Below are 25,391 nucleotides of genomic sequence, written 5' to 3' on the forward strand. Positions count from 1 at the left end.
ACGTGGCTACATCAGTATTAGTTATTAATTGCGGTTCTTCATCTATTAAATACGCGCTGGTTTCAGACCGTCGTGAAGATCGTATTTATGGTTTAGCAGAAAACTTAGGGGCGGCTGATGCTCGTATTAAAGGAATTACAGTCGGTGGAGAACCACTAGAGCTCTCAATTCCTTATGCTGACCACGCCAAAGCTTTAGAAACTTTACTTGCACGTCTTGCAAACTATAAACCTCAAGCAATCGGTCACCGTGTCGTACATGGTGGAAGCCTCACTAAAGCTGAATTACTTACTCCTGAAATTATAGAACGTATTCGTGCAGCCACCCCTCTTGCACCGCTTCATAACCCAGCCCACTTAATCGGGATTGAAGCAACAATGCGCCTATTTCCTGAATTACCTCAAGTTGCCGTATTCGACACTGCATTCCACCAAACCATGCCTGCGCATGCATACCGTTATGCAATTCCTAAATTCTTATATACAGACCATAACGTTCGCCGCTATGGCTTCCACGGGACAAGCCATGCCTATGTGTCAGACCGCGGTAGTGAACTGGCTGGTAATTTCCAAAAAGGTGGTTGGTTAACAGCACACTTGGGCAATGGTAGTTCGACTTGTGCAGTATGGAATGGACAAAGTGTTGATACCTCTATGGGCCTTACCCCGCTTGAAGGCGTTGTGATGGGAACCCGTAGTGGGGATGTCGACCCAAGCTTACACAGTTTCCTTGCAAAAAATCTTGGCTGGGACTTAGCGAAAATAGACAAAGTTTTGAATAACGAAAGTGGCTTACTTGGCTTATCACAACTCTCTAACGATATGCGTACAGTGATTGAAGCCTCTGAAAATGACAACGAAGATGCGCGTCTTGCAATTGAAGTATTTAGTTACCGCCTTGCCAAATCACTTGCAGCATTAAGCTGTGGTTTGCCAAGTATTGATGGCCTGATCTTCACAGGTGGTATTGGTGAGAACTCAGCTTACATTCGTGAAAAGACTTTAGCTTATTTACCTCACTTTGGTTTACAGCTCGATAAAGACCAGAACAACAACTTAAAACGTGGCACAGAAGGCCGCATTGATAGCGGTACAGGACCACAAATTTGGGTGATTCCAACCGATGAAGAAGGCCGTATTGCTAAAGAAACTCGTCAGGTTGTAGACGTTGCACAAAATACATCTCCTGAAATTAGCCTTGCTTAATTACAGAAGTCAAAGAACGTTATTTATAGGTTTATATGAATACAATTTTATTAATTCCTACAGGTGAAGGGGTTGGTTTAACCTCTGCCTGCTTAGGTATGATTTATGCACTTGATTGTAATGGGATTAAAGCAGGCTTTTTAAAACCGTTTTCTCAGGTAGATCAAGAAACTTTAGACCGAACTACATCTCTATTTGGTCATTTATTTCAAGGTAAAACTGTTCAATCCATTTCTCATGAAAAGTTAACCCAACGCATTGCGTCAGGTGAAGTCGATGAACTCCTTGAAGAAGCAGTAAGTCTTCATCGCAGTATTGCAGCAGACAATAATGTCATTATTGTCGAAGGCTTATTGCCAAATGGGCAAGACCATTTTGCCAGTGAGCTTAATGCTAGCCTTGCCCAAGCTCTCGATGCAGAAGTAGTTTTAGTGAGCACGGCTGACATTCAAAACCCACGTAAAACAGCCGAGAAAGTTGAAGCTCACTTACGTCAATTTGGTGGTGCAACTTCTAACCGAACAGCAGGTGTACTCTTCATGCGTACACGCGGCTTATCTGAAGAAACAGCTCAGATTCCTGTCGCATTCGACCCATCGCTGCGTCCAACTGAAGACATCGCAAAATTTACGACAGAACTGCAAAAATACAATCGCTACTTTGGATCGAACGATTTACCAATTATTGGTTTAGTTCCATTTAGTAATACACTAAGCGTACCTAGAACTTTAGACATCGCGAACGTGATTGATGGTCAATGGGTACATCAAGGCGAAGCGAAAACACGTCGTATTTTGCACTCAAGTTTAATTGCCTCAAGCATTGAATATGAATTGAATAAATTCATTGCTGGCGAGTTGATTATTAGCGCATCTGAACGTACCGATGTGTTACTTGCAGGTAGCTTGGCAACTAGTAACGGTATTCCATTGGCAGGCTTGGTACTGACCGAACGTGAAGCACCTGCCCCTGAGCTTTTAGAGTTTTGCCAAAGCGCTATCAAACAAGGCTTACCAATTTTACATACCCGTTTAAACACACTGGAAACAGCACAGCGCTTATCCGATTTTGGTAATGAAATTCCAATCGATGACACTGAACGTGCCGAGCAAGTGACTCGTTTTGTTTCAAGTCATATCGATGTCGAATGGCTTAAACAGCACAGTAATAACGGTGCAACTCCTCGTCTTTCCCCTTCAGCATTCCGTCATGAGCTGGTACAAAAATCGATTGCAGCTAAAAAACGAATTGTGCTTCCAGAAGGCGATGAGCCACGTACTATTGAAGCAGCTGCTATATGTCAGGCTCGTGGTATTGCACATTGTATTTTGCTAGCAAAACCAGATGCAGTTCAAGACGTTGCAAAAGCACGCGGGATTGAACTACCAGCTGACTTAGAAATTATTGATCCGGACAGCATTCGCAACCAATATGTTTCACCAATGGTTGAACTCCGCAAAGGTAAACTCAACGAGTTACAAGCCAAAGATCAATTACAAGACACTGTTGTTCTTGGCACCATGATGCTGGCGCTAGATCATGTAGATGGTTTGGTTTCTGGTGCAGTTCACACAACCGCGAACACCGTGCGCCCTGCTTTTCAGCTCATTAAAACCGCCCCGTCTTACTCTTTAGTTTCGTCCATATTCTTTATGCTTTTACCAGATGAAGTTTATGTTTACGGTGATTGTGCAATTAACCCAGACCCTACAGCCGACCAGCTTGCTGAAATCGCGATTCAGTCTGCTGACTCTGCAAAAGCGTTTGGAATTGACCCACGTATTGCCATGATTAGCTATTCGACTGGAACCTCTGGAACAGGGGCGGATGTTGAAAAAGTACAGCAAGCAACTCAAATTGCACAGCAACGCCGCCCTGATTTACTGATTGATGGCCCACTCCAATACGATGCAGCTTCTGTTGAAAGTGTAGGACGCCAAAAGGCACCAGACTCACGCGTAGCTGGCCGTGCCAATGTATTTATTTTCCCAGACTTAAATACAGGTAACACGACCTATAAAGCAGTACAACGTGCAGCAAATGTGGTCAGCGTTGGACCAATGCTGCAAGGCCTAAACAAACCAGTCAATGACTTGTCTCGTGGTGCTTTAGTAGATGACATTGTCTTTACTATTGCATTAACAGCAATTCAGGCTGAACAACAAGCTGCTGCCAAATAATTAATATCATTTAATCTTTTCTACCTCTCGCCATTTGATGTCCGCTCAAATGGCTTTTTTACTCTCAAATAACTACCTTAGCTGTTGGTTATTCTTAGTTTTAAATCACTTAGCATTATCCTTATTCGACTTTTGGTCAAAACATCAACCAATCCCCCACAAGATTGTGTTTTTGTCATATAATTTAGCCCGCTAGCTAACAGCCCGCTCAAGAGATTTTCTGGTATGACAACGATTATCAAACAAGATGACTTGATTACATCAATCAAGGACGCCCTACAGTTTATTTCGTACTATCACCCGCAAGACTTTATCCAAGCGATGAGCCGTGCTTATGATCGCGAAGAAAACAAAGCTGCAAAGGATGCAATTGCACAGATTTTAATTAACTCTCGCATGTGTGCGGAAGGTCATCGTCCAATTTGCCAAGATACTGGTATTGTTAACGTTTTCCTTGAAGTGGGCTTAGATGTTAAATTCGATTTAACAATGAGCTTAGACGATGCAGTAAATGAAGGTGTTCGCCAAGGTTACCTTGAAAACAGCAACGTTCTTCGTGCATCTGTACTTGCTGACCCAGCATTTGGTCGCAAAAATACAAAAGATAATACCCCTGCTGTAATTCACTACAAACTCGTTCCGGGTAACAAAGTTGATATTACTGTTGCTGCTAAAGGTGGCGGTTCAGAAAACAAATCTAAACTTGCAATGCTTAACCCATCTGACTCGATTGTTGACTGGGTTCTTAAAACTGTTCCAACAATGGGTGCAGGCTGGTGTCCTCCAGGTATGCTCGGTATTGGTATTGGTGGTACTGCTGAAAAAGCCATGATGCTTGCTAAAGAAGCACTCATGGAAGAAATCAACATGGACGAATTACTTCGCCGTGGACCAGAGAACAAAATCGAAGAACTTCGTATCGAAATCTTTGAAAAAGTAAACGCTCTCGGTATTGGTGCTCAAGGTCTTGGCGGTTTAACCACTGTTCTTGATATTAAAATCAAAGATTACCCATGTCACGCTGCTGGTAAACCAGTCGGCATGATTCCTAACTGTGCTGCGACTCGTCATGCTCACTTCCAGCTTGATGGTACAGGCGTAGCTCATATTCAAGCACCAAAACTTGAAGACTACCCTTCAGTCACTTGGGACTCTTCACAGTCTAAACGTGTAAACCTTGATACCATTACTCAAGAAGAAATGGATTCTTGGAAACCGGGCGACACATTACTTCTTAGCGGTACAATGTACACAGGTCGTGATGCTGCGCACAAACGTATGGTTGAAATGATCGACAATGGTGAAGAATTACCAGTTGATCTTAAAGGTAAATTCATTTACTACGTTGGCCCTGTTGATCCTGTGGGTGATGAAGTCGTTGGTCCTGCTGGTCCTACAACTGCAACACGTATGGACAAATTCACACGTAAAGTACTCGAGCATACTGGTCTATTCGGTATGATTGGTAAAGCTGACCGTGGTCCAACAGCAATTGAAGCAATCAAAGACAACAAAGCAACTTACCTTATGGCAGTTGGTGGTGCGGCTTACCTCGTATCTAAAGCTGTTCGTGAAGCTGAAGTTGTTGCCTTTGCTGACTTAGGTATGGAAGCAATCTACAAATTCGTAGTTGAAGATATGCCTGTATCTGTTGCAGTTGATGTAAACGGTACTTCAATTCACGCAGTGGCTCCAAAAATCTGGCAAGCGAAAATTGGAAAAATTCCAGTGACTGATGCAACTGCATAAATAATGAAAAAGGAACATCAATGTGATGTTCCTTTTTACTTCAATGATTATACTCTTAAATAAAAAAATTTATTGAGCTCGCATGGATTATAAATATACGTTATCTTTATTTTTTGGATTATTCTTCTTTAGCTTAACAAGTGCTTGCGCAAAACCTGCAAAACCAGAAACTATTAATAAATATCTTGAAGTGACTCATTCAAGAGAAACTTTTGAACTATTACATGAAATAAGAAAAGCTTATTATTTAGAACTTGCTACTCAACGCGTTCTTTACCACATTCAAGCACCCACTCTTGATGCACGTTTACTTACACCCCAGCAATATCAAGTCGCTGAAAGAATTGCAGCCTTATATCTCAAAGAAGACCCTATTTTCAGCTCATCAGAAAAACAATATCAACTTGTATTTAAACAACTTCAACAATATGTTTCAGAAGAGAGTCTTCTCTATTTTATTGAACACTATCAAACTGAGTCTGGACAAATACTTGTTAAAAAAAATCTTTTAAAAGAATTATATTTAGCAGATCATCTCCCTAAACTTTTAACTAATTATTTAGATGAAAGTAAGTTCATGCTTTATATTTTTCGAGATATTTTGACGTATAAAAAGCCGTATACAGAGGAACAATAAAAAAAATGTCTTTTAATATTAATCTATCATTATCAATGTCTAGCATCTTATTAGGTATTATAACCACTACAAGCTTCGCAATGCCTCCAACTCAAGAGACAGCAATAGAAGTATTAAAAACAAGTTTATTTGATCAGACTATACAACACTATCAAACTGAACGTTTGGCACAAAGCTATAGCAAAAACCTTTTACAAGGTATTCCTTCAAAAGATTTAGTTGAAGATAAAGCGTATTATGCGCCTAAAATAGAAAGACAATTATTAGAGCGAATGCAAAGTGATGATTTTAAAAATTATTATATCCAACAGCTAATTCAACCTTATTTAAAATTTTTTGAGGAGGAAGAGTTAGTTTATCTACTACACATATATGAACATCCTTTAGCGCAAGAGTTTTTCAAACAAAATCAAAAGGCCATAAAAAACCAACAAGATGAAAATTATAAACCTGAGCAAATAGTAAAATACTATCAACAAGAGCAACAAGTACTTAAAATACTAAAAACATTGACTCCCGAATAAAAAAGCAGGCTAATACCAGCTCATTTTTAACAAAGTTAAAGAATTCCATAATTTAGTTGATGTAAACGGTACTTCAATTCACGCAGTGGCTCCAAAAATCTGGCAAGCGAAAATTGGAAAAATTCCAGTAATCGATGCCGCAGCAGGCTAATCAAGAAAAGCACCGAATTCGGTGCTTTTTTTATGCTTTATAATTTTTTTTGAAATTGAAAAGAATTGTAACAATTAGTTCGCCAATCTATGTTATTAATAAATACACCCACCCGCCATATATTGCATATAGGTCATTTCATGACTATCCGCCCTATTCTTAAAAATCTCTCAATCAGCCTCTGCCTAAGCTGTATTACGACAAGCTTGTTTGCCTCTCCTGCGAAATTAAGCTCAGTAAAAGAACTCATGCAAATGAGCCAAATTGATTATTTACTGAAAGAATCAATTAATGAATTAACGCCTTATTATGATCAACAAGCTGAACAGATCATCACTAATATTACGGGCATCAAAACTTTAGGTCCGAAAGAAAAAGAGGCCGCCAAAAAGTTAGGCTTACTTTTAAAAGATTCGAGTAACCAGCTCATTAGTAGCCCAAAAACCACGCAAGCCTTACAAGATATTTATTTAAAGACATATACTGAAGAAGAAATTCAGGCAAATCTGAAATTTTTAAAAACCCCAGAAGGCCAATCGATTACGCGTAAAAACGTACAGATTATGGGGCAAATTTCAGAATACATGATGGAGTTGGGACAACAAACCTTTAATGACCCTAAAGCACGTGATCATATGCAAGAAGAGATGCTTAAAATTATTGCGCCACTCATGAAGGATAAAGAAAAGTCTTAACTTTTCTTTATCCTTTGTAGGCCATTACCACGTTAAAGGGTTCCACAACTTAAATGGTTTAATCAGATGGACATCTGATTTTTCATCATATTTGGCTGGTTTTAGCTCTTGCGGTTTATGTCGAATCTTTCCTGAAGCATCTTCAGCAACAAAATTGTAGCTAGAAGATTTAAGCTCCGTAAAAGCAATCTCTCTACGTCCGATATTGTCTTGCATTAACATAAATGGGCCAGTGTGTTCACCGCGGTCCATTTTGTTTTCTTCATCGTATTTTAAATAATAAGATGTTCCTGCATCGACCGTAATATCAATATATTTTGGCTCTTGAAAATGAATACCTAATAAAGGCCGACTTGCAGAAATACGATAACTTCCTGCTGGCAGTTCAATCCAGTAATAATGGTTATGCAATAAGCTTGGAATTCGTTTGCCATTTACAAATAAATTAATTGCTGCAATTTCCTGACGGTTCCATTTGGTATCTGGCCGATAGAGATAGACTACTGCTGCATGTTCATTTTGCGGTTTAATCGGTACAAATGTCTGACCTAGTTTTTGGTTGACCCATCCCCCCATGCTAAAACCACCCACATGGTATTGATCAAATACACCAGGTGCTTTATCAACATCAACTTTAGGTAAAGTCGCAGTCAGCTCAGCTGGATTCTTTGCCAAGTGTGATGAACTATGGCAACCCGCAAGTAATGCGGTACAACTTAATGCAATAATTAAATAACGCATGACATCCCTCAAAGCGTTTTCTTTTGATTTTTCTATATCGCAAAACTATGCGTATTTTGTTTTTTTAGATTAACACCACCTACATGAATTGAAAACAAAAAAAGCATGAATCACTCACGCGATTCATGCTTTTTAGATGAATGAAATCTAAGCAGACTTCGAATCAATTACTTTTAAATCTGCCTTAGCAACACTTTCATGAGTTGCTGTTTCTTTAGGCTGACGTTCTGGCTTGTAAACAGGTTCAGCTTCACCATTAATCACTGCTTCATTAATGAAAACTGTTCCTACATCTGTACGGCTTGGTAAGTCATACATTGTTTCAAGTAAAACATTTTCCAAAATCGAACGTAGACCACGAGCTCCAGTATTACGCTCAAGCGCTCGCTTAGCAACTGCACGTAAAGCAGAGTCTTCAAATACAAGGTCAACATTTTCCATGTTGAACAAGTATTGATACTGACGAGTTAATGCATTTTTTGGTTCTGTCAAAATTTGCATTAATGCTTCTTCATCAAGCTCTTCAAGCGTCGCAATAACTGGTAAACGGCCAATAAATTCTGGAATTAAACCAAATTTCACTAAGTCAGTTGGCTCAACTTGACGGAACAATTCAGCAATTTTCTTGCTTTCATCTTTTTTCTTCACGTCAGCTGTAAAGCCAATTCCGCCTTTTTCTTGGCGCTGTTGTACAATTTTTTCCAGCCCAGCAAATGCACCACCACAAATAAATAAGATATTTGAGGTATCAATTTGAATGAACTCTTGCTGTGGATGTTTACGTCCACCTTGTGGTGGAATTGAAGCTACAGTACCTTCAATCATCTTAAGCAATGCTTGTTGTACACCTTCACCAGAAACGTCACGCGTAATCGACGGATTTTCAGATTTACGTGTAATCTTGTCAATTTCATCGATATAGATAATGCCCTTTTGAGCTTTTTCTACGTCGTAATCTGCTTTTTGCAAAAGCTTTTGTACAATATTTTCAACGTCTTCGCCGACATAACCCGCTTCGGTTAAAGTTGTCGCATCTGCCATCGCAAATGGAACATCTAGCAAACGAGCCAATGTTTGAGCAAGTAATGTTTTACCTGAACCGGTAGGTCCAATCAGTAGAATGTTACTTTTAGCAATTTCCACATCTTTAGACACATGACCAGATTGCCCGACTTTTAAACGTTTATAATGGTTATAAACGGCAACAGATAATGTCTTTTTAGCAAGATCCTGACCAATCACATATTGATCAAGCGCAGCACGTATTTCATGCGGTTTTGGCAATGCCTTGCTCGCCCAGTCACCTGCTTCAACCTGTTGGCTGGTTTGTACAAGGTCTAAGCAGACATCTACACACTCATTACAAATATATGCGTCCTCGCCCGCAATCAGTTTCCCGACTTCAGACTGCGTTTTACCGCAAAATGAACAATGTTTTTGTCCTTGAGGATGTTCGGACATATTCTCTCCACAAATAGAATCTTAAATATGAGGGCAAGCGATAGAGCTAAATGACTATATGGAGGCGTTTTCCAACAACTCAAGCCACTTAAAAACTCTCCTTATGGACGCTTACTTAATACCTGATCGACTAAGCCATATTCTTTTGCTGCTTGTGCAGTCATAAAGTTATCACGATCAGTATCACGGGCAATCGTGTCATAGTCTTGACCACTATGTTCTGCCATCAAACGATTCAAGCGTTCTTTAATAAATAGAATTTCACGAGCGTGAATTTCAATGTCTGATGCCTGACCACGGAACCCACCTAATGGTTGGTGAATCATTACACGTGCATTTTCAAGGCAATAGCGTTTACCTTTAGCACCAGCATTTAATAAGAATGCGCCCATAGATGCAGCCTGCCCCATACAGTATGTTACTACATCAGGTTTGATAAATTGCATCGTGTCATAAATCGCCATACCAGCAGTTACCGAACCACCTGGCGAGTTAATATAAAGATGAATATCTTTATCTGGGTTTTCAGCTTCTAAGAACAACATTTGAGCAACAATCAAATTTGCCATGTTGTCTTCAACTTCACCAGTTAGAAAAATGACGCGCTCACGTAAAAGTCGTGAATAAATATCAAAAGAACGTTCGCCGCGAGAAGATTGTTCAACCACAACAGGAACTAAAGCATTTTCAATTGTTGGAACATACATACGTTATTTATTCCTAAATTTTTTGTGACTTAACCTATGGCAACAATATGCGGGATAATTTCTCAAATTGCAAAAGGTTCGCACTGAAATATTATATTATTTATACCTAAGTACTGCATGGCGTACTCAAATTAACCACATACCCAAAAATGAAAAAGGCGCCTATAGCGCCTTTTCCAGATTTCTCAAAAGATTAGCCCATACGGCGAGCTTGTTGTTCTTTCAATAAATCTTCGTAAGATACTGCTTTGTCAGACACTTTAGCTGCAGCTAAGATATGATCAACAACTTGATCTTCTAACACAACAGCTTCAATTTGTTGACGTTGTTGAGCATCATTTTTGAAGTATTCGATCACTTCAGTTGGATCTTCATAAGAAGAAGCCATGTCGTCGATGTAAGCATCAACACGTGATTGGTCAACTTCAAGTTTAGCATCAGCTAATACTTTGCTTACTAAGATACCAAGCTTAACTGAACGCTCTGCTTGCTCTTTGAACAATTCGTCAGGAAGCATGCTCTTGTCGAAAGATTGAGCGCCAGCACCGCCAAATTGTTGAGTGAACTGTTGAACCATTTGCTGACGTTGACGGTCAATTTCTTGAGCAACCATTGCAGTTGGAACTTCAACTTCGTTAGCAGCAACAAGAGCATCAAATGCAGCTTGTTTAACTTGGTTACGTAAACCATTGCGAACTTCACGTTCCATGTTTTTACGAACGTCAGCTTTTAATTTTTCAACGCCTTCTTCTTCAGTAACACCGAAGATTTTCAAGAATTCAGCATCAATCTCTGGAAGTTTAGGTTTTTCAACTTGCTTCACAGTGATTTTGAATTGAGCTGCTTTACCAGCCAAGTTCTCAGCTTGGTAATCTTCAGGGAAAGTTACATCAATTACTTTCTCTTCACCAGCTTTCATGCCAACGATGCCGTCTTCGAAGCCAGGAATCATACGACCTGAACCTAACACAAGTTTAAAGTCTTCAGCAGAACCGCCTTCGAACTTTTCACCGTCGATAGAACCTTCGAAGTCAAAAGTCACTTGCATGTCTTTTTTCGCCATACCCTTGGTCACAGCCCAAGTTTGACGTTGTTTTTGCAAGTTTTCGATCATAGTATCAACGTCAGCGTCTTTAATTTCAGCTGTTTTACGTTCAACTTCTAAACCGTCAAATGCTTTTACTTCAACTTCAGGATAAACTTCTACAGTTGCTTCAAAAACTAAAGCATCTTCTTTATGTTCAACTTTCTCAATGTTCGGCATACCTACCGCATTGATTTTTTCTTGTTGAATCGCTTCAAATACGCTGTCACGAATGATGTCATTCACAACTTCTTGATAAATACTTGCACCGTATTCGCGACGAACAACGTTTGCAGGTACTTTGCCTGGACGGAAGCCGTTGATCTTCACAGTTTTGGCAGTGCGCTTCAAACGAGCTTCAAATTGCTCGTTAACACGGCTCGTCGGTACAGAAACATTTAAACGACGGGCAACGCCCGAAACCGCTTCAGTCGTTACTTGCATGGCTTCCTCGATAAAAATTAGTTAGTAGGAACAGTTTTAAAAAAAGTGCTGTATTATATGACAACTTTCAAGATATACAAAATTAACCGATCAGATCAGTAAATTGAAGGCCGTTTTTTCAGTAAATTTCACAATAATTTTATGATTTTTTAATTTTTTTTAACTCAACCTTAAGCCAAAGTAATTTTTTAGTTATTCTTCATAAATCTAAAATTACAATTAATTTATCAATAATTATCGTTTTTCATAAAAATTAATAATAATTAATTAATTAGCAATTTTTAGCGACAAAACCCGATTAAATCTTTCATATTTTCTTCACAATCCTATCGACAAATCCAATTAACACAAACTGTACATATAAATAAGAATTATTATTATTCGCATAACGTTTTGTATTTAAGTCCTGAAAGTCATGTCATTGATTAGAACACGTAAAAAAATTGTTTCATCTGCAATCGCATCATCCCTTTCTATGATTGCAACAACTGCAATGGCACAAGAAACTGTTTCACAACTACCAACCATTCATACTCAAGCAACTCACGAAGAATCTTTAAAAGTAGATGAGTCGGCAAATTCAAAATTAGTTGCTCCCCTTTTAGATACTCCAAAATCCGTTTCTATTCTTTCTCAAAAATTAATTAAAGATTCAAACTCTAACACCCTACTCGAAGCTTTACGCTATGAACCAGGTATTACTTTAGGCGCAGGTGAAGGCGGTACCCCATTTACCGATATGCCATATATTCGTGGCTATAGCGCTCAATCTTCTGTTTATGTGGATGGTGTTCGTAATTCAACTTCTCAAAATCGTGACATGTTCGCTATTGAGCAAGTTGAAGTCATTAAAGGTTCTTCTTCTGCGCTTGGCGGCGGTGGTAGTGTTGGGGGTAGTATTAACCTAATCCCTAAAGTCGCCCATGAAGGTGATGTTTACCAAGGTAGTGTTCAAGGTGGCACCGACAACTATCGCCATATCCAACTTGATGCAAACAAAGACTTTGGTAATGGCGTTGCTGGTCGTGTTGTTGTTATGGGCCATGAAAACGAAAAAGCTGGTTCAAACAACGGTGCGGAATATGCTCGCGCTGGTATTGCTTCAAGTCTTGCATTTGGCCTAGATACAGCAACTCGTGGAACACTAAGCTACTACTATTTACGTAGTAATGATGAACCAGATGCAGGTATTCCCTTCCTTCCTGTTGGTGGGAAACCAATTGATGTAAAACAAGGCACATACTACGGTTGGAAAGCTCGTGATTTTGATAAACGTGAAAACCATATCGGCACGTTTAAATTAGAACAAGATCTTGCTGATGATTTAACATTATCAAACACGATGTCTTATACAAAATCTAAATCGGATTACATCTATACCAATGCCGATGACTCAAAAGGTAATGTAACGAAAAATGGTACTATTTCGCGTCGTGCTTTAAGTCGTATTGTAGACACAGATGGTTATAGCGATCAGCTTGCATTAAAAGGTAAATTCAATACAGGTGCGCTTAAACACTCTTTTAATACAGGTGCCGAGTGGAGCTACCAACAATCAAATCAAGGTGTTTATACGTTTACTGATGCCTCTGGCACCACATCAACAGTACATAACACCAGTTGTCCTGTAAGCAGTGCGCTTTCAAATGGCTGGTGTACTTCAGTAGATAATCCAATGAATGGAGCATTTACTGATACTTTAGGTAGCATCAAAAATCAGTATACAACTCGCAGCCGTACTGTTTCTCTTTATGCATTGGATAGTATCGAGTTTAATCCGCAATGGCTTTTAAATTTGGGTGTACGTTGGGATAAATTCGAAACTGAGCGTAAATATAATAAAAATATTTATAAAACTGTTAAAGATATCGATAAAACGAGCACAAGCGGCAACTATACAAATGACGTAAGTATTGCAGCTGGTCAGAAATTCGAAAATGATAGTGACTACTTCTCTTATCAAGCTGGCTTAGTCTACAAACCAACTGAAAATGGTAGTATCTATGCAAGTTTCGCAACTTCTGCAAACCCAGTTGGGGTAGACCAAGGTGACGGTGCAGATGCCTTATCCACTTCTTCTCAACAAGCAAATGATTTATCTCCAGAAAAAGCACGTACTTTCGAAGTTGGTACTAAATGGGATCTCTTCAATAATCGTGCAAACTTAACGGCTGCTATTTTCCGTACCGAGAAACAAAATACTCGTATCGCTATTGATGCTAATACCACAACCAATGCTGGTGAAAGTAAAGTTGATGGCTTCGAAGTCGGATTCAACGGTAAGATAACTGACAAATGGGAAGTTTCTGCGGGTTATAGCTATTTAGACAGTGAACTGACAAAAGCGGCTTATAACGCAGTTGCTCAAGAAGGCAAGCCGCTCCCATTCGTCGCTAAAAATAGTGCGACATTGTGGTCTACTTATCGAGTACTACCTAAGTTAACTCTAGGTGCTGGTGCCGAATACCGCGATAAAGTATTTACCAATACAAATACTGGCACAACAATGCTTGAAGACAAATATTTGCCAACTTATACCATTTACAATGCTATGGCTAAATACGATGTCAACAAGAACGTAAACTTACAGCTTAATATCAATAACATTTCTGATAAACGCTATTTTACAAGTGCTCACCCAGCTCACTATGCATTTGAAGGCAATGGTCGTAACGCCGTTTTAGCCATTAACTTTAAATACTAAAACTTAATTCCATAATTTATTTATGGTATTAATTAAAGCAGATATAAAGATAGCCTCGTAATGAGGCTATCTTTATAAATAAAGTATTTACTTAAAAGGTGTTTGCTGTGATTCATCATATCCCCAATGTTTTAAGCAAAGAGCAAGTTGCAGAGTTTCGCAAGCTCATGAAAGAGGCAAATTGGGTAGGTGGTAAAGTAACTGCCGGCACTTTGTCTGCCTCTGTTAAAAGAAATCAACAACTCTCTGAACAAGACCCGCTTACACATCACTTAAGTGATATTGTCATTAAAGCAATTTGGCAAAATCCTGTGTTTCAAGCAGCAGCCCTTCCCCACAAAATTATTCCACCACTGTTTAACCGTTATGACGAGTATGAAAGTTTTGGTTTCCATGTAGATAACTCAATTCGTCTTATACGCGGGACTTCAGAACAACTACGTACCGATTTATCTTGTACCTTATTTCTAAGCGAACCTGATGAATATGAAGGCGGCGATCTCGTTATCGAAGATACTTATGGCTATCACGAAGTTAAATTACCAGCGGGTGATGTGGTGCTCTACCCGTCTACTAGCCTGCATGAAGTCAGTAGTATTACATCAGGTACTCGTTTTGCCTCTTTTTTCTGGGTGCAAAGTTTGGTTCGCGATGATAGTAAACGCCATCTTATATTTAACTTAGATGAAAGCATACGTGAACTACGTAAATCACATGGCGATAGTTATTCTGAAGTGATGAAACTGACTAATATTTATCATAATCTCATCCGTATGTGGTCAGAACTGTAACTCTATTTATTTTTGCCTTATTTAGTCTAATTAATTATTTTTATCTCAATAAGGCAAAATAGTGAAAATTATTTCCCATAAAACATCGAACAACGCAAAATTAGAAAATTATTTTCTGAACACTGAAATTAAAATAAGTATAAGACTTTTGCACAACGTGTAATCATTGTTCAGATGTGGTATATCTAGACAAAGAGCATATTCGCAAACCACTAAACTTACTATTTCATGGTCTATAGATGAAAACGAATTACTTGTTTGCCCCGCCTATCCAAGCAAGACATCATCTCGAACTCCTGATGCTGCGCCTCGCGCGCGTATAAATTTTTGTCTGCATTTTAGAGCAGACCTTTTCAAATTCGCTTTAATTTTTCTGTATTAGATACCATATATAACTGTAGAACGTTGCCTTTCACACGATACCTAGAGCAACCGTGCTACGAGATAAGGAGTTTTCTCATGATGTTGGCTGACCCAAGCAAAAAATACCGCCGTATGTACCAGCGAGTCGATTTACCAGACCGCCAATGGCCAAATAATGAAATTACAAAAGCGCCGATTTGGATGAGCACGGACTTACGTGACGGTAACCAAGCAATTTTTGAACCGATGAACATGGAACAAAAATTCAAAATGTTCAAGATGCTTGTAAAAATCGGTTTTAAACATATTGAAATCGGTTTCCCTTCCGCGTCTCAAATTGACTTCGATTTTACTCGCATGTTAATCGAAGAAAATCATATTCCTGATGACGTATACATTGAGGTTTTGGTTCAAGCACGTGATCATTTAATTGAACGCACATTTGAGTCTTTAGTAGGTGCTAAACGCGCAATCGTACATATTTATAATTCGAACTCTCCAACTTTCCGTCAAAAGGTGTTGAATGTAGATGTAAATGGTGCAAAACAGTTAGCAATTAATGCAGCTCAAAAAGTGAAAGAGTATGCAGCGCAATATCCTCAAACTGACTGGATTTTCCAATATAGCCCAGAATGTTTCTCTGCAACCGAATTAGAAGTTGCTAAAGATGTTTGTGATGCTGTGACAGAAATTTGGGATGCTCGTCCAGACCATAAAGTGATTTTAAACTTACCGGCGACTGTCGAAGTTTCAACTCCAAATGTTTATGCAGACCAAATTGAATGGATGCATCGCAATTTGGCACGTCGTGATGGCGTGATCATTTCTGTTCACTGTCACAACGACCGCGGCTGTGGTATTGCAGCATCGGAACTTGCCATTATGGCGGGTGCTGACCGTGTCGAAGGTTGTGTTTTTGGTAACGGCGAACGTACTGGTAACGTTGACGTTGCAGCCATTGCATTGAACATGTATACCCAAGGTGTAGCGCCAGAGTTAGATTTCTCTAACATTAATGAAGTCATTGCAACAGTTGAAGAATGTACTGGCTTACCTGTACACCCTCGTCATCCATATGCAGGTGACTTGGTATTTACTGCATTCTCTGGTTCACATCAGGATGCAATCAAAAAAGGCTTCGAGTACCAGAAAAACGAAGAAATCTGGGATATGCCTTACTTGCCAATCGACCCGAAAGACTTGGGCCGCGACTATGATGCTGTCATTCGTGTAAATAGTCAGTCTGGTAAAGGCGGTATCGCTTACTTATTGGAATCAAACTACAACGTTGTATTGCCACGTCGTTTGCAAATCGAATTCAGCCAAGTTGTTCAACAATACGCTGATGAGAATGGTACAGAGATTAATGCCAAAGAAATCTGGACATTATTTAAAGACACATATGTCGATGTGAAAAACCAACATTACACAGTCAAACACTACAAGTTATCAGACATTAACGGTACTCAAATTATCGAACTTGATGTAGATGTTGAAGGTGAAACACAACAACTTCGTGGCGAAGGTAATGGTCCTATCTCTGCATTCTTAAACGCACTTCAATTACCAATTGACGTATTGAACTATGAAGAACGTAGTATTAGTTCAGGCGCAAATGCCAAAGCATTAACCTTAATTGAACTTCAAGTGAAAGGTACAGGTAGAGGCTCATTTGGTGCTGGCGTTCACGACAACACAGTGACCTCATCAATTGAAGCTATTATTGCATGTACCAACCGTTTGATTGATCAAGGTGTTCTAAGTACAGATCAGGTTGTTGCCGCCGCTGTTTAATTTAAAAAAACTCTTTTGAAAGGATACCTAGCTTGGTATCCTTTCTTTTTATTCCTGAAAGATTTAAAAGGCGAAATGTTCCCGTGTCTTTTCCAGCTGATTCAGTGGGGTTAGTCACTCCGCAAAAGTTCCAATTTGAAGAACCATTACATCTTGAATGTGGCCGTGTTTTGCCACGTTTTGAATTAATGGTTGAAACTTACGGCACTTTAAATGCAGATAAATCAAATGCCATTTTAATCTGTCATGCCCTTTCCGGACATCATCATGCAGCGGGTTATCACCACGAAGATGATAAAAAAGCTGGATGGTGGGATAGCTGTATTGGCCCGGGTAAAGCAATTGATACGAATAAGTTCTTTGTAGTTTCGCTCAATAATATTGGTGGTTGTAGTGGCTCAACTGGCCCAACTTCACCAAACCCTGAAAATGACAATCGCCCTTATGGGCCAGATTTTCCATTAGTAACGGTACGCGACTGGGTTAAGACTCAGGCCATGCTTTCCGACCGTTTGGGTGTAGATGTCTGGTATGCGGTTGTTGGTGGATCATTAGGGGGCATGCAAGCACTACAATGGTCTGTAGACTACCCTGACCGCCTGCAAAAATGTGTGATTATTGCCAGCGCACCAAAACTTTCAGCACAAAATATTGCATTTAACGAAGTGGCACGTCAGTCGATCTTGTCTGATCCAGACTTCCATCATGGTCGTTACTTAGAAAATGATAGCTATCCGAAACGTGGCCTGATTTTGGCTCGTATGGTCGGCCATATCACCTATCTTTCTGAAGAGGCGATGAAACAAAAATTTGGCCGTGATTTAAAATCAGGCAAATTTATGTACGGTTTTGATGTCGAGTTTCAGGTTGAAAGCTATCTGCGTTATCAAGGTGAACAGTTCAGCCGTAACTTTGATGCCAATACTTACCTCATTATGACCAAAGCTTTGGATTATTTCGATCCTTCACGCGAATACGGTCATTCACTTACAGAAGCAATGGGTAAAACCAAATGTCAGTTCCTGATTGTCTCATTTACAACAGACTGGCGTTTTGCACCAAGCCGTTCTCAAGAAATTGTAGATGCACTTATTACCAATCATAAGCCGGTCAGTTACTTAGATATTGATGCTGAGCAAGGCCATGACTCGTTCTTATTCCCGATTCCACTGTATGTCAAAACCATGCGCGCTTTCTTAGGCGGTGAAGAACACTTAAAATCGACATCACTGGAGGCAAGTTAATGCGTATTGATCAACAACTGGCAGAAAAGTGGATTAAACCCGGCTCAAGCGTGCTCGATTTAGGGTGTGGTGACGGTGAATTACTCGCTCATATGAGCCAAAAACATCAAATTCGTGCTTATGGTTTAGAAATTGATCAAGAAAAGATTGCAATTGCCGTCAGTCGCGGGTTAAATATTATTCAACAAGATTTGAATCTCGGTTTAAGCCGCTTTGCTGACCAGTCTTTTGACTATGTGGTAATGGCACAAGCTTTGCAAGCCGTAGATGCACCCGATGTTTTATTAAGAGACATGGTGCGTGTGGGTAAACAGGCAATTATTACTTTTCCAAACTTCGCGCATTGGAAGACTCGCTCTTTTCTTGCATTAAAAGGAATGATGCCTGTGTCGGATGCTTTACCATATATGTGGTATAACACCCCGAACATTCATTTATGTACATTTAAAGATTTTGAAGCACTCTGTGCTGAAAATCAGATACAAATTATTAATCGACTCGCCGTCAATGGAAACCAGCAGGGAAGCCTGTTAAGCAAACATATTCCGAATTTGTTTGGTGAAGTCGCTATTTATCGAGTGAGTGCACTATGAAAAAGACATTATTTAGCACACTATTTGCAGGACTGCTAAGTATGCAGGCTCATGCAGATTATATCGCCCAGCCACAATCGGTTGCGAGTCAGGCTGCACGCTTTTCAACAATGGGGGTAAGTGACCTTCAGAAAGCTGCAAAATCTGGTCAAGCAGGCGCACAGTTTTACCTAGGTACACACTACCAATATGGTAAAGATGTAGAAAAAGATGAGAAGCAAGCTTTCGCATGGTTTAAAGCTGCTGCTGACCAAGGTTTATCACCAGCACAGTTAAATGTAGGTCGTATGTACGCCGATGGTATTGGCGTTAAGAAAGATGAGTCTATGGCTCGTAAATACTTCGAAAAAGCAGCAAGCAACGGTGATAACCGTGCAAGCTATAATCTTGCGATGATGGAAGAGCAAAAGAAAAACTACGTTGGTGCTTACCAGTGGTATGAGCTTTCAACTCGTGATGGCATGCTAGACAATAAAGTAATTAGTTTATCTGAAGGCAAGAAAACTGCGCTTGCAGCTAACTTAACACAAGAACAAATTCGTACAGCACGTGACCGCGCTGACAAATGGATCCAAGCACAATAATAACGGTTCATCCGTAAAAAACCTTACTCGACTAAAACCACCTTGTATGCTGTACAAGGTGGTTTTAGTTTTTATATTCTATTTATTTTCCTCTATATCCCCTCTTAAAAAACACGTAACATAACTCATGTTCGATATTAGCTATAAAGTTTGGTTTTATTATGTCTACCCCACATTGGTTTGATCAGGGCAGTTTAGTTCTTGCCAGCAATAACAAAGGTAAAGTCGCAGAGTTTGAAAAACTTTTTGAACAACTTAAGTTACCTGTAGAAATTATTCCTCAAGGTCGCCTTAATATTCCTGATGCCATTGAAGACGGCTTAAGCTTTATTGAAAATGCGATTATTAAAGCACGTCATGCCTCTAAAATTTCAGGTAAACCTGCTATGGCTGATGACTCTGGTATTTGTGTTCCAGTTTTAGGTGGTGCACCTGGTATTTATTCAGCACGCTATGCTGGAGAACACGGTGACGATGCAGCGAATAATGCCAAATTATTAAATGATCTTTTACCATACCGTAAAAATGGTGAAGTGATTGAAGGCATGTTTGTGTGCGTACTTGCTTTAGTCACACATGCGGAAGATCCATTACCACAAATTTTCCAAGGTATCTGGCACGGCGAAATTTTAGAAGCTGCACGTGGTGAAAATGGTTTTGGTTATGATCCACTGTTCTGGTTGCCTGAGCTACAAGTTTCTAGCGCTGAGTTGTCTAAAGAAGACAAGAATAAGATTAGTCATCGTGGACAAGCGATGCAGTTATTTAGAGAGAGCTTACAGAAGTAAGCTGATTATATAGCCACAATATGCAACGTTAAAACATATTAGATTTTGTATAGGCAACCCTTACTTTTCAAAGATGAAAAGTAAGCAAAAATCTTTTGTTAGACTGATGGCACTTCCTTGTGCCACAGTCTAACTGGCGGCATCCATGCCGCCTTCGCATAAGCAAATGTGGGGAAGAAAATTTAAAATTAATTATAATACTACATGTAAAAACACTGCATAAATCGCAATACACACACAACTCACAATCGTCCCCGAAGCGATATAAGCCGCCGATCTCCCCGTCCCTTGATAATGTGTTTCTAGCGCTACAATATTAGCTGCTGGCGGCAGGCAGAACATTAAAAACATCACTCCTATTTGCTGGCTTATATTTGGAATGGGTAAAAATCTATAAGTTAATCCACAAAGTACAAATCCACACGCCACCTTAAATGCTTGAGCTTTCGTACTGTAGATTAAATCTTTTGTATAAACTCTGGTACGGCGTAGCCACATTCCAAGCACACACATACCAGCAAAAGTCATTGCAAATTTAGCAATATCATAAATCCAGTGTATGGCAGGGTGTTCAATATGTTGAGCACCTAAAAGTCTGAGTACAACAGCGCAGAATATTGAAATACAAGGTGGAGAGGTTAAAACCTTTTTTAATATATTGAGCTTACTCTGTGGTTCCGTTGTTACGGCAGTCACACCCCAAGCATTACCAAACAGTGACATTCCAATATATAAGGCGACTATTGGTGCAGTTGCTTTAGGGCCAAATAAAGCCATGGCAAAAGGAAAACCTAGCCATCCAATATTGGTATAACTGACGCAAAGCGCCAATAAACGGTCTTTAAATAAAGCCAAATAAGCAAAGAAAATAATAAACGCTGAGCCAAAACTAAAAAGCATTAAACTCAAGCTTCCAGATTGATAAAATACGATGTTGTAAATAATCACAATCGGAATCAGGAGTCGTGCAAGCCAAGCAGAAAGAATAGGTTTTATAGTTTCGGAGATAGAAGTTTGGGCAAGTAATAGTCCAGTGATAAATGCCAATATTGGCAATAGTAATCCCACACTTTCCCCCACCTACACATCAAAAACAGTTTGTTATGCTACACCTTTTAATTTTGAAATGTATGACCGATTTCACCTAAATTTTCCTTAAAATTAAATGAACTGAACAGCAAATAACTTTGTAAGAAATACTTTTAAAAATCTTATCTTGTCTAATTTACTTTAGATACTGTCTTAAAAATGAAATATAAGTGTCACATTCTTGTCATAGCAACCTGTTGAGATAAAGCGAACTAAAAAGAGGTATAAAATTATGGCCGGTTTATCTATTTGGCATGTGGTTATTTTCGCAATCGTCGTTATTTTATTGTTCGGTACATCTAAATTAAAAAATATCGGTAAAGATGTAGGCGGTGCAGTAAAAGACTTCAAAAAATCAGTTCGTGAAGAGGATGATGCTACATCTTTAAATACTCCTCGTACGATCGATGCACAAGTTAAAACATCTGAAAGCACTTCAGTGAAAAGCTAAAGGTTTCCCCCATGCTTGATGTAGGAATGACAGAGCTACTCTGTTTTGCAATTATTGCAATTTTAGTTTTAGGTCCAGATAAGCTTCCAGAAGCTGCACGCTTTGCTGGTCGCTGGTATGTTCGACTAAAACGATATATTACCAATTTGCAAAATGAGATTGATCAGGAGTTGCGTCTTTCTGAGTTCCGCAAAGAAATGCAAGAGGAACTTAATCGCATCGAAGCATTGGAACGGAAAGTACAACAACAGCTTGAAGAAATACAAAAACAGCAGACTTCTGAGCATTTAGAAGTTACTGAAAAACCGAAAACAACACAAAAGCCTATTCGGAAATGTATTCCTATATCAGACCATTACAAAGTGCCGTATGTTGCAAAAATTACGCCTTTAGTTCCTCAAACTGATATAGCCGAAACATCTCCTGTTGAATTGAAGATTGCCGTATGAACCAACTGCCTTCAACCACTGTAAATAGTCAAGAAAACCTAGACCAAATGCCAATCATGAATCATTTGGTCGTTTTGAGACGCCATTTATTCAGGATTGTAGCGGTAACATTATTCTTATTTTTTTGTTTACTACCCTTTCGAAATAATACTTACCAATTACTATCTGAGCCTTTAAGGTTACAACTTCCTGCATCATCGTCAATGATTGCAACAGATGTAACAGCAACCTTTATGGCACCTTTTAAATTAAATTTATTTGTCGCACTTGTGTTAGCCATGCCATTTATTCTTTATGAAATATGGTCTTTTGTTCGTCCAGCACTTTATCAAAAAGAACGCCATTTAGCGCTTCCATTACTGGTTGGCAGTATTGTCCTATTTTATGCAGGGGTAGCTTTTGCTTATTACATTACCTTGCCTGCAATACTACATTTCTTTATTAGCGTTTCACCTGAAACGGTAGCACCAATGACCGACATTAATAGTTATTTAAGTTTCTGTTTAAAGCTATTTTTAGTGTTTGGTGTCACTTTTGAAATTCCTATCGCCACCTTATTACTAATTTTAATTGGCGTAGTAAATACTCAAAGTCTTGCTGAAAAGAGACGTTTTATTATTGTGGGATGCTTTTTTGTTGCCATGTTTATTACCCCACCAGATGCGATTTCAATGGTGATGTTAGCGATTCCAATGTGGTTACTTTTTGAAATAGGCTTACTCTTTGGAAGAATTCTTGAAAAGAGAAAAAGACAGACTGCTGAATGATTTACAACTTTTCTTTAAAAGCCCAGATATTAAAATTTGGGCTTTTTATTTTTGAACATTTGTTTAAATCATCAAGCTGTAAACTGTCTTCAAAGTGACTTAAAAATGTAAGAAAAGTGTCATTTCCAATCCATAGAATCAACTCAACAAATATACACACAAAAGTTACGGATTTATTATGACAACTGCTTCTAACCACCCAACACGTCGCGATATTTTAAAATGGTTTACGGGGATCCCTTTTCTTCCATTAGGTGCGATGGCTACGGCAGCAACGTTAGCAGGCTGTAATGACAGCAATAATGATTCAAATGTTGTTACTCCACCGCCAACAGTAAACTTTAAAAATGCAACCTTTACCTCAATGGCTGCACCTTCTTTAGCTAACCCAGCAGCAATGGCAACCACAACTGTCGGTTCAACCCTTTCAATCAGTTGGGAAGATGGCTCAAAAACTGACTATACATTAGCGTATAAGCCTTTCTTTACAACTGGCGATCTTGTTGCAGATGGTAAAGGTGGAAAAATTCTAGCGGGTGGTTATGTTGATATTAATAACCAGCCGATTATCGATAAATCAAAACCTGGTCAAGAACGTCAGTTCTTCTCTGATTGTCCAGATGGAAGCTCTTTAATTAGCTTTAAACAAGCAACAGGGCGTGATTTTACCGATGCAGACAAACAAGCTTTAGGTGTTACGGGTAACCCTGTATTTCACGTTGTTCAATTTGAATATACGACTCGTGACCAAAGTTTGCCGCCTATATCTATGTATGGCGTATTACCATCTCCAATTGCGATTTTAACTTTAGACCAAGACCCTAAAACTGGTCATTTAACGCTTATTAAATACCACAATGTCGATACTTCTAAAGTAAACGGTCTATGGATTACTTGTGGTGCAAGCTTATCTCCATGGGGAACTCACCTTTCTAGTGAAGAATACGAACCAGACGCAAACAACGTTGCTGGAAGCTACTTACCAGTATTTAGCAAAAACTTATTTGGTGATAGTACTAAAGGCAACCCTTACCACTACGGTCATTTACCAGAAGTAACTGTAAATACAGATGGTACGGGTTCAATCAAAAAACATTACTGTTTAGGCCGTATTTCACACGAACTTATTCAAGTTATGCCAGATAACCGCACTGCATTGATGGGTGATGATGCAACCAATGGTGGTTTATTCATGTTTGTTGCCGACAAAGAAAAAGACTTATCTGCGGGTACACTCTATGTGGCTAAATGGAAGCAAACCTCAGGTGTAGGTGCTGGTGCTGGTGATATTTCTTGGATTAACCTTGGTCATGCGACAAGTGCTGAAGTAAAGAGTTGGGCTGATCAATACAAGATTACCGACCTGATGGATGTAAAAACATCTGATCCAAAAGATGCAAGCTATACCAAAATCCGTTTTAGCGGCAAAGATAACTGGATCAAACTTGTACCAGGTAAAGAACGTGAAGCAGCTTTCCTAGAAACGCATCGTTACGCAGCTTTAGTTGGTGCAAGTATGGGTTTCACCAAGATGGAAGGTACAACTGTCAACATTAAAGACAAAATTGCATATTCTGCAATGTCTTACATCCAGACTTCTATGGTTGATAAAACTACTGATATTCAAGTGCAAGGTCCAAAAGCTGGTGCAGTTTATGCACATACGTTAAAGGGTAGCCAAGTCGATAACAAAGGCCAGCTCATTAACAGTGAATGGGTATCAACGCACATGGAACCACCAGCAGCTTTAGTGGGTGAGGACCTAACTACTGCTGACGCTCTAGGTAACACTGCAAACGCAGATAAAATTGCCAACCCAGATAACCTTAAGTTCTCTGAAAACTTACGTACGCTCTTCATTGGTGAAGACAGTGGTATGCACGTAAATAACTTCTTATGGGCATATAACGTAGATACCAAACAATTAAGCCGTATTCTATCAACACCTGCTGGTGCTGAATCGACAGGTCTTCACGCGGTAGATGCGGTAAATGGCTGGACTTACATTATGAGTAACTTCCAGCACCCTGGTGACTGGGAATCTCCATTACACGATAAAGTAAAAGCAACGCTTGATCCTCTTGTTCGTGCAAACTACAAAGACCGTTTTGCTGCTGCGGTAGGTTATATTACGGCTGATCCTCTAGCACCATCTGTTGTGAAGAAATAATTCTTACCACAACTCAAAAGAAGCCT

General features: G+C 39.3%; 22 protein-coding genes and 1 pseudogene. 18 read left to right on the plus strand and 5 right to left on the minus strand.

What is annotated here, in order from left to right:
• The first annotated feature begins 2 nt into the window (after nucleotides 1–2).
• The 7 genes and pseudogenes from AC056_RS03580 (at nucleotide 3) to AC056_RS03605 (ending at nucleotide 7,141) form a co-directional block, all read left to right on the plus strand.
• Nucleotides 3–1,205 (plus strand): acetate/propionate family kinase, encoded by a 1,203-nt coding sequence (locus tag AC056_RS03580; RefSeq protein ID WP_077162768.1) that lies wholly within the window; start codon nucleotides 3–5, stop codon nucleotides 1,203–1,205.
• Between the two features lie 35 nt (nucleotides 1,206–1,240).
• Nucleotides 1,241–3,385 carry a phosphate acetyltransferase gene (pta, locus tag AC056_RS03585; RefSeq protein WP_077162769.1) on the plus strand — a complete coding sequence of 715 codons (2,145 nt, stop codon included), beginning with the start codon at nucleotides 1,241–1,243 and terminating at the stop codon, nucleotides 3,383–3,385.
• A 225-nt stretch (nucleotides 3,386–3,610) separates the two neighbouring features.
• The gene (locus AC056_RS03590; RefSeq protein WP_004698789.1) at nucleotides 3,611–5,134 is read left to right on the plus strand and encodes a fumarate hydratase; all 1,524 of its coding nucleotides are present in this window, start codon (nucleotides 3,611–3,613) and stop codon (nucleotides 5,132–5,134) included.
• A gap of 82 nt (nucleotides 5,135–5,216) precedes the next feature.
• Nucleotides 5,217–5,771: a hypothetical protein gene (locus AC056_RS03595; RefSeq protein WP_039250383.1), complete on the plus strand. Its 555-nt coding sequence runs from the start codon at nucleotides 5,217–5,219 to the stop codon at nucleotides 5,769–5,771.
• 5 nt (nucleotides 5,772–5,776) lie between these two features.
• A complete protein-coding gene (locus tag AC056_RS03600) occupies nucleotides 5,777–6,295 on the plus strand; it encodes a hypothetical protein (protein ID WP_077162770.1) in 519 nt (172 codons plus the stop codon).
• 55 nt (nucleotides 6,296–6,350) lie between these two features.
• Nucleotides 6,351–6,446, plus strand: a pseudogene (locus tag AC056_RS20060) (hypothetical protein); the annotation flags it as partial.
• Between the two features lie 140 nt (nucleotides 6,447–6,586).
• Entirely contained in the window at nucleotides 6,587–7,141 is a 555-nt protein-coding gene (locus tag AC056_RS03605; RefSeq protein WP_004698794.1) for a DUF2059 domain-containing protein, read from the plus strand.
• A gap of 24 nt (nucleotides 7,142–7,165) precedes the next feature.
• Here AC056_RS03605 and AC056_RS03610 read toward each other — a convergent pair whose 3' ends face one another.
• The 4 genes from AC056_RS03610 to tig form a co-directional block, all read right to left on the minus strand.
• Entirely contained in the window at nucleotides 7,166–7,882 is a 717-nt protein-coding gene (locus AC056_RS03610) for a DUF2846 domain-containing protein (RefSeq protein WP_077162771.1), read from the minus strand.
• A gap of 147 nt (nucleotides 7,883–8,029) precedes the next feature.
• Entirely contained in the window at nucleotides 8,030–9,343 is a 1,314-nt protein-coding gene (clpX, locus tag AC056_RS03615) for an ATP-dependent Clp protease ATP-binding subunit ClpX (RefSeq protein ID WP_002053318.1), read from the minus strand.
• Between the two features lie 101 nt (nucleotides 9,344–9,444).
• Nucleotides 9,445–10,050, minus strand: coding sequence for an ATP-dependent Clp endopeptidase proteolytic subunit ClpP (gene clpP / locus AC056_RS03620; protein ID WP_000289452.1), 606 nt, complete (start codon nucleotides 10,048–10,050; stop codon nucleotides 9,445–9,447).
• Between the two features lie 193 nt (nucleotides 10,051–10,243).
• A complete protein-coding gene (tig, locus tag AC056_RS03625) occupies nucleotides 10,244–11,578 on the minus strand; it encodes a trigger factor (protein WP_004698800.1) in 1,335 nt (444 codons plus the stop codon).
• A 415-nt stretch (nucleotides 11,579–11,993) separates the two neighbouring features.
• On the opposite strand from tig, the gene AC056_RS03630 reads away from it, so the two are divergent.
• The 7 genes from AC056_RS03630 (at nucleotide 11,994) to rdgB (ending at nucleotide 20,439) form a co-directional block, all read left to right on the plus strand.
• Nucleotides 11,994–14,282, plus strand: a complete 2,289-nt coding sequence (locus tag AC056_RS03630) for a TonB-dependent receptor (protein ID WP_077162772.1) — start codon at nucleotides 11,994–11,996, stop codon at nucleotides 14,280–14,282.
• A gap of 107 nt (nucleotides 14,283–14,389) precedes the next feature.
• Entirely contained in the window at nucleotides 14,390–15,073 is a 684-nt protein-coding gene (locus tag AC056_RS03635; RefSeq protein ID WP_213033466.1) for a Fe2+-dependent dioxygenase, read from the plus strand.
• Nucleotides 15,074–15,532: 459 nt separating this feature from the next.
• A complete protein-coding gene (gene leuA, locus AC056_RS03640) occupies nucleotides 15,533–17,230 on the plus strand; it encodes a 2-isopropylmalate synthase (RefSeq protein WP_039250377.1) in 1,698 nt (565 codons plus the stop codon).
• Between the two features lie 83 nt (nucleotides 17,231–17,313).
• Complete coding sequence (gene metX / locus AC056_RS03645) at nucleotides 17,314–18,474, plus strand: homoserine O-succinyltransferase MetX (protein ID WP_025469059.1); 1,161 nt, start codon at nucleotides 17,314–17,316, stop codon at nucleotides 18,472–18,474.
• A complete protein-coding gene (gene metW, locus AC056_RS03650; protein ID WP_031947306.1) occupies nucleotides 18,474–19,067 on the plus strand; it encodes a methionine biosynthesis protein MetW in 594 nt (197 codons plus the stop codon). The genes metX and metW overlap by 1 nt, the downstream gene beginning before the upstream one ends.
• Nucleotides 19,064–19,651: a tetratricopeptide repeat protein gene (locus tag AC056_RS03655; RefSeq protein WP_019458061.1), complete on the plus strand. Its 588-nt coding sequence runs from the start codon at nucleotides 19,064–19,066 to the stop codon at nucleotides 19,649–19,651. The genes metW and AC056_RS03655 overlap by 4 nt, the downstream gene beginning before the upstream one ends.
• A 161-nt stretch (nucleotides 19,652–19,812) precedes the next feature.
• Nucleotides 19,813–20,439, plus strand: coding sequence for an RdgB/HAM1 family non-canonical purine NTP pyrophosphatase (gene rdgB, locus AC056_RS03660; protein ID WP_004698813.1), 627 nt, complete (start codon nucleotides 19,813–19,815; stop codon nucleotides 20,437–20,439).
• 192 nt (nucleotides 20,440–20,631) lie between these two features.
• Here rdgB and AC056_RS03665 read toward each other — a convergent pair whose 3' ends face one another.
• Complete coding sequence (locus tag AC056_RS03665; protein ID WP_077162774.1) at nucleotides 20,632–21,507, minus strand: AEC family transporter; 876 nt, start codon at nucleotides 21,505–21,507, stop codon at nucleotides 20,632–20,634.
• A 253-nt stretch (nucleotides 21,508–21,760) separates the two neighbouring features.
• Here AC056_RS03665 and AC056_RS03670 point away from each other — a divergent pair, with 253 nt between their 5' ends.
• The 4 genes from AC056_RS03670 to AC056_RS03685 all read left to right on the plus strand — a co-directional run bounded on the left by AC056_RS03670 (nucleotide 21,761) and on the right by AC056_RS03685 (nucleotide 25,365).
• Nucleotides 21,761–21,979, plus strand: a complete 219-nt coding sequence (locus AC056_RS03670; protein ID WP_004698818.1) for a Sec-independent protein translocase subunit TatA — start codon at nucleotides 21,761–21,763, stop codon at nucleotides 21,977–21,979.
• 11 nt (nucleotides 21,980–21,990) lie between these two features.
• Nucleotides 21,991–22,428 carry a Sec-independent protein translocase protein TatB gene (tatB, locus tag AC056_RS03675; protein ID WP_039250363.1) on the plus strand — a complete coding sequence of 146 codons (438 nt, stop codon included), beginning with the start codon at nucleotides 21,991–21,993 and terminating at the stop codon, nucleotides 22,426–22,428.
• Nucleotides 22,425–23,195 carry a twin-arginine translocase subunit TatC gene (gene tatC, locus AC056_RS03680; RefSeq protein ID WP_077162775.1) on the plus strand — a complete coding sequence of 257 codons (771 nt, stop codon included), beginning with the start codon at nucleotides 22,425–22,427 and terminating at the stop codon, nucleotides 23,193–23,195. Before tatB ends, tatC begins: the two co-directional genes overlap by 4 nt.
• 178 nt (nucleotides 23,196–23,373) lie before the next feature.
• Nucleotides 23,374–25,365 carry a PhoX family protein gene (locus AC056_RS03685; RefSeq protein ID WP_077162776.1) on the plus strand — a complete coding sequence of 664 codons (1,992 nt, stop codon included), beginning with the start codon at nucleotides 23,374–23,376 and terminating at the stop codon, nucleotides 25,363–25,365.
• Nucleotides 25,366–25,391: the final 26 nt, after the last annotated feature.

This window comes from Acinetobacter genomosp. 33YU (assembly GCF_001990725.1).
GTDB lineage: Bacteria > Pseudomonadota > Gammaproteobacteria > Pseudomonadales > Moraxellaceae > Acinetobacter > Acinetobacter seifertii.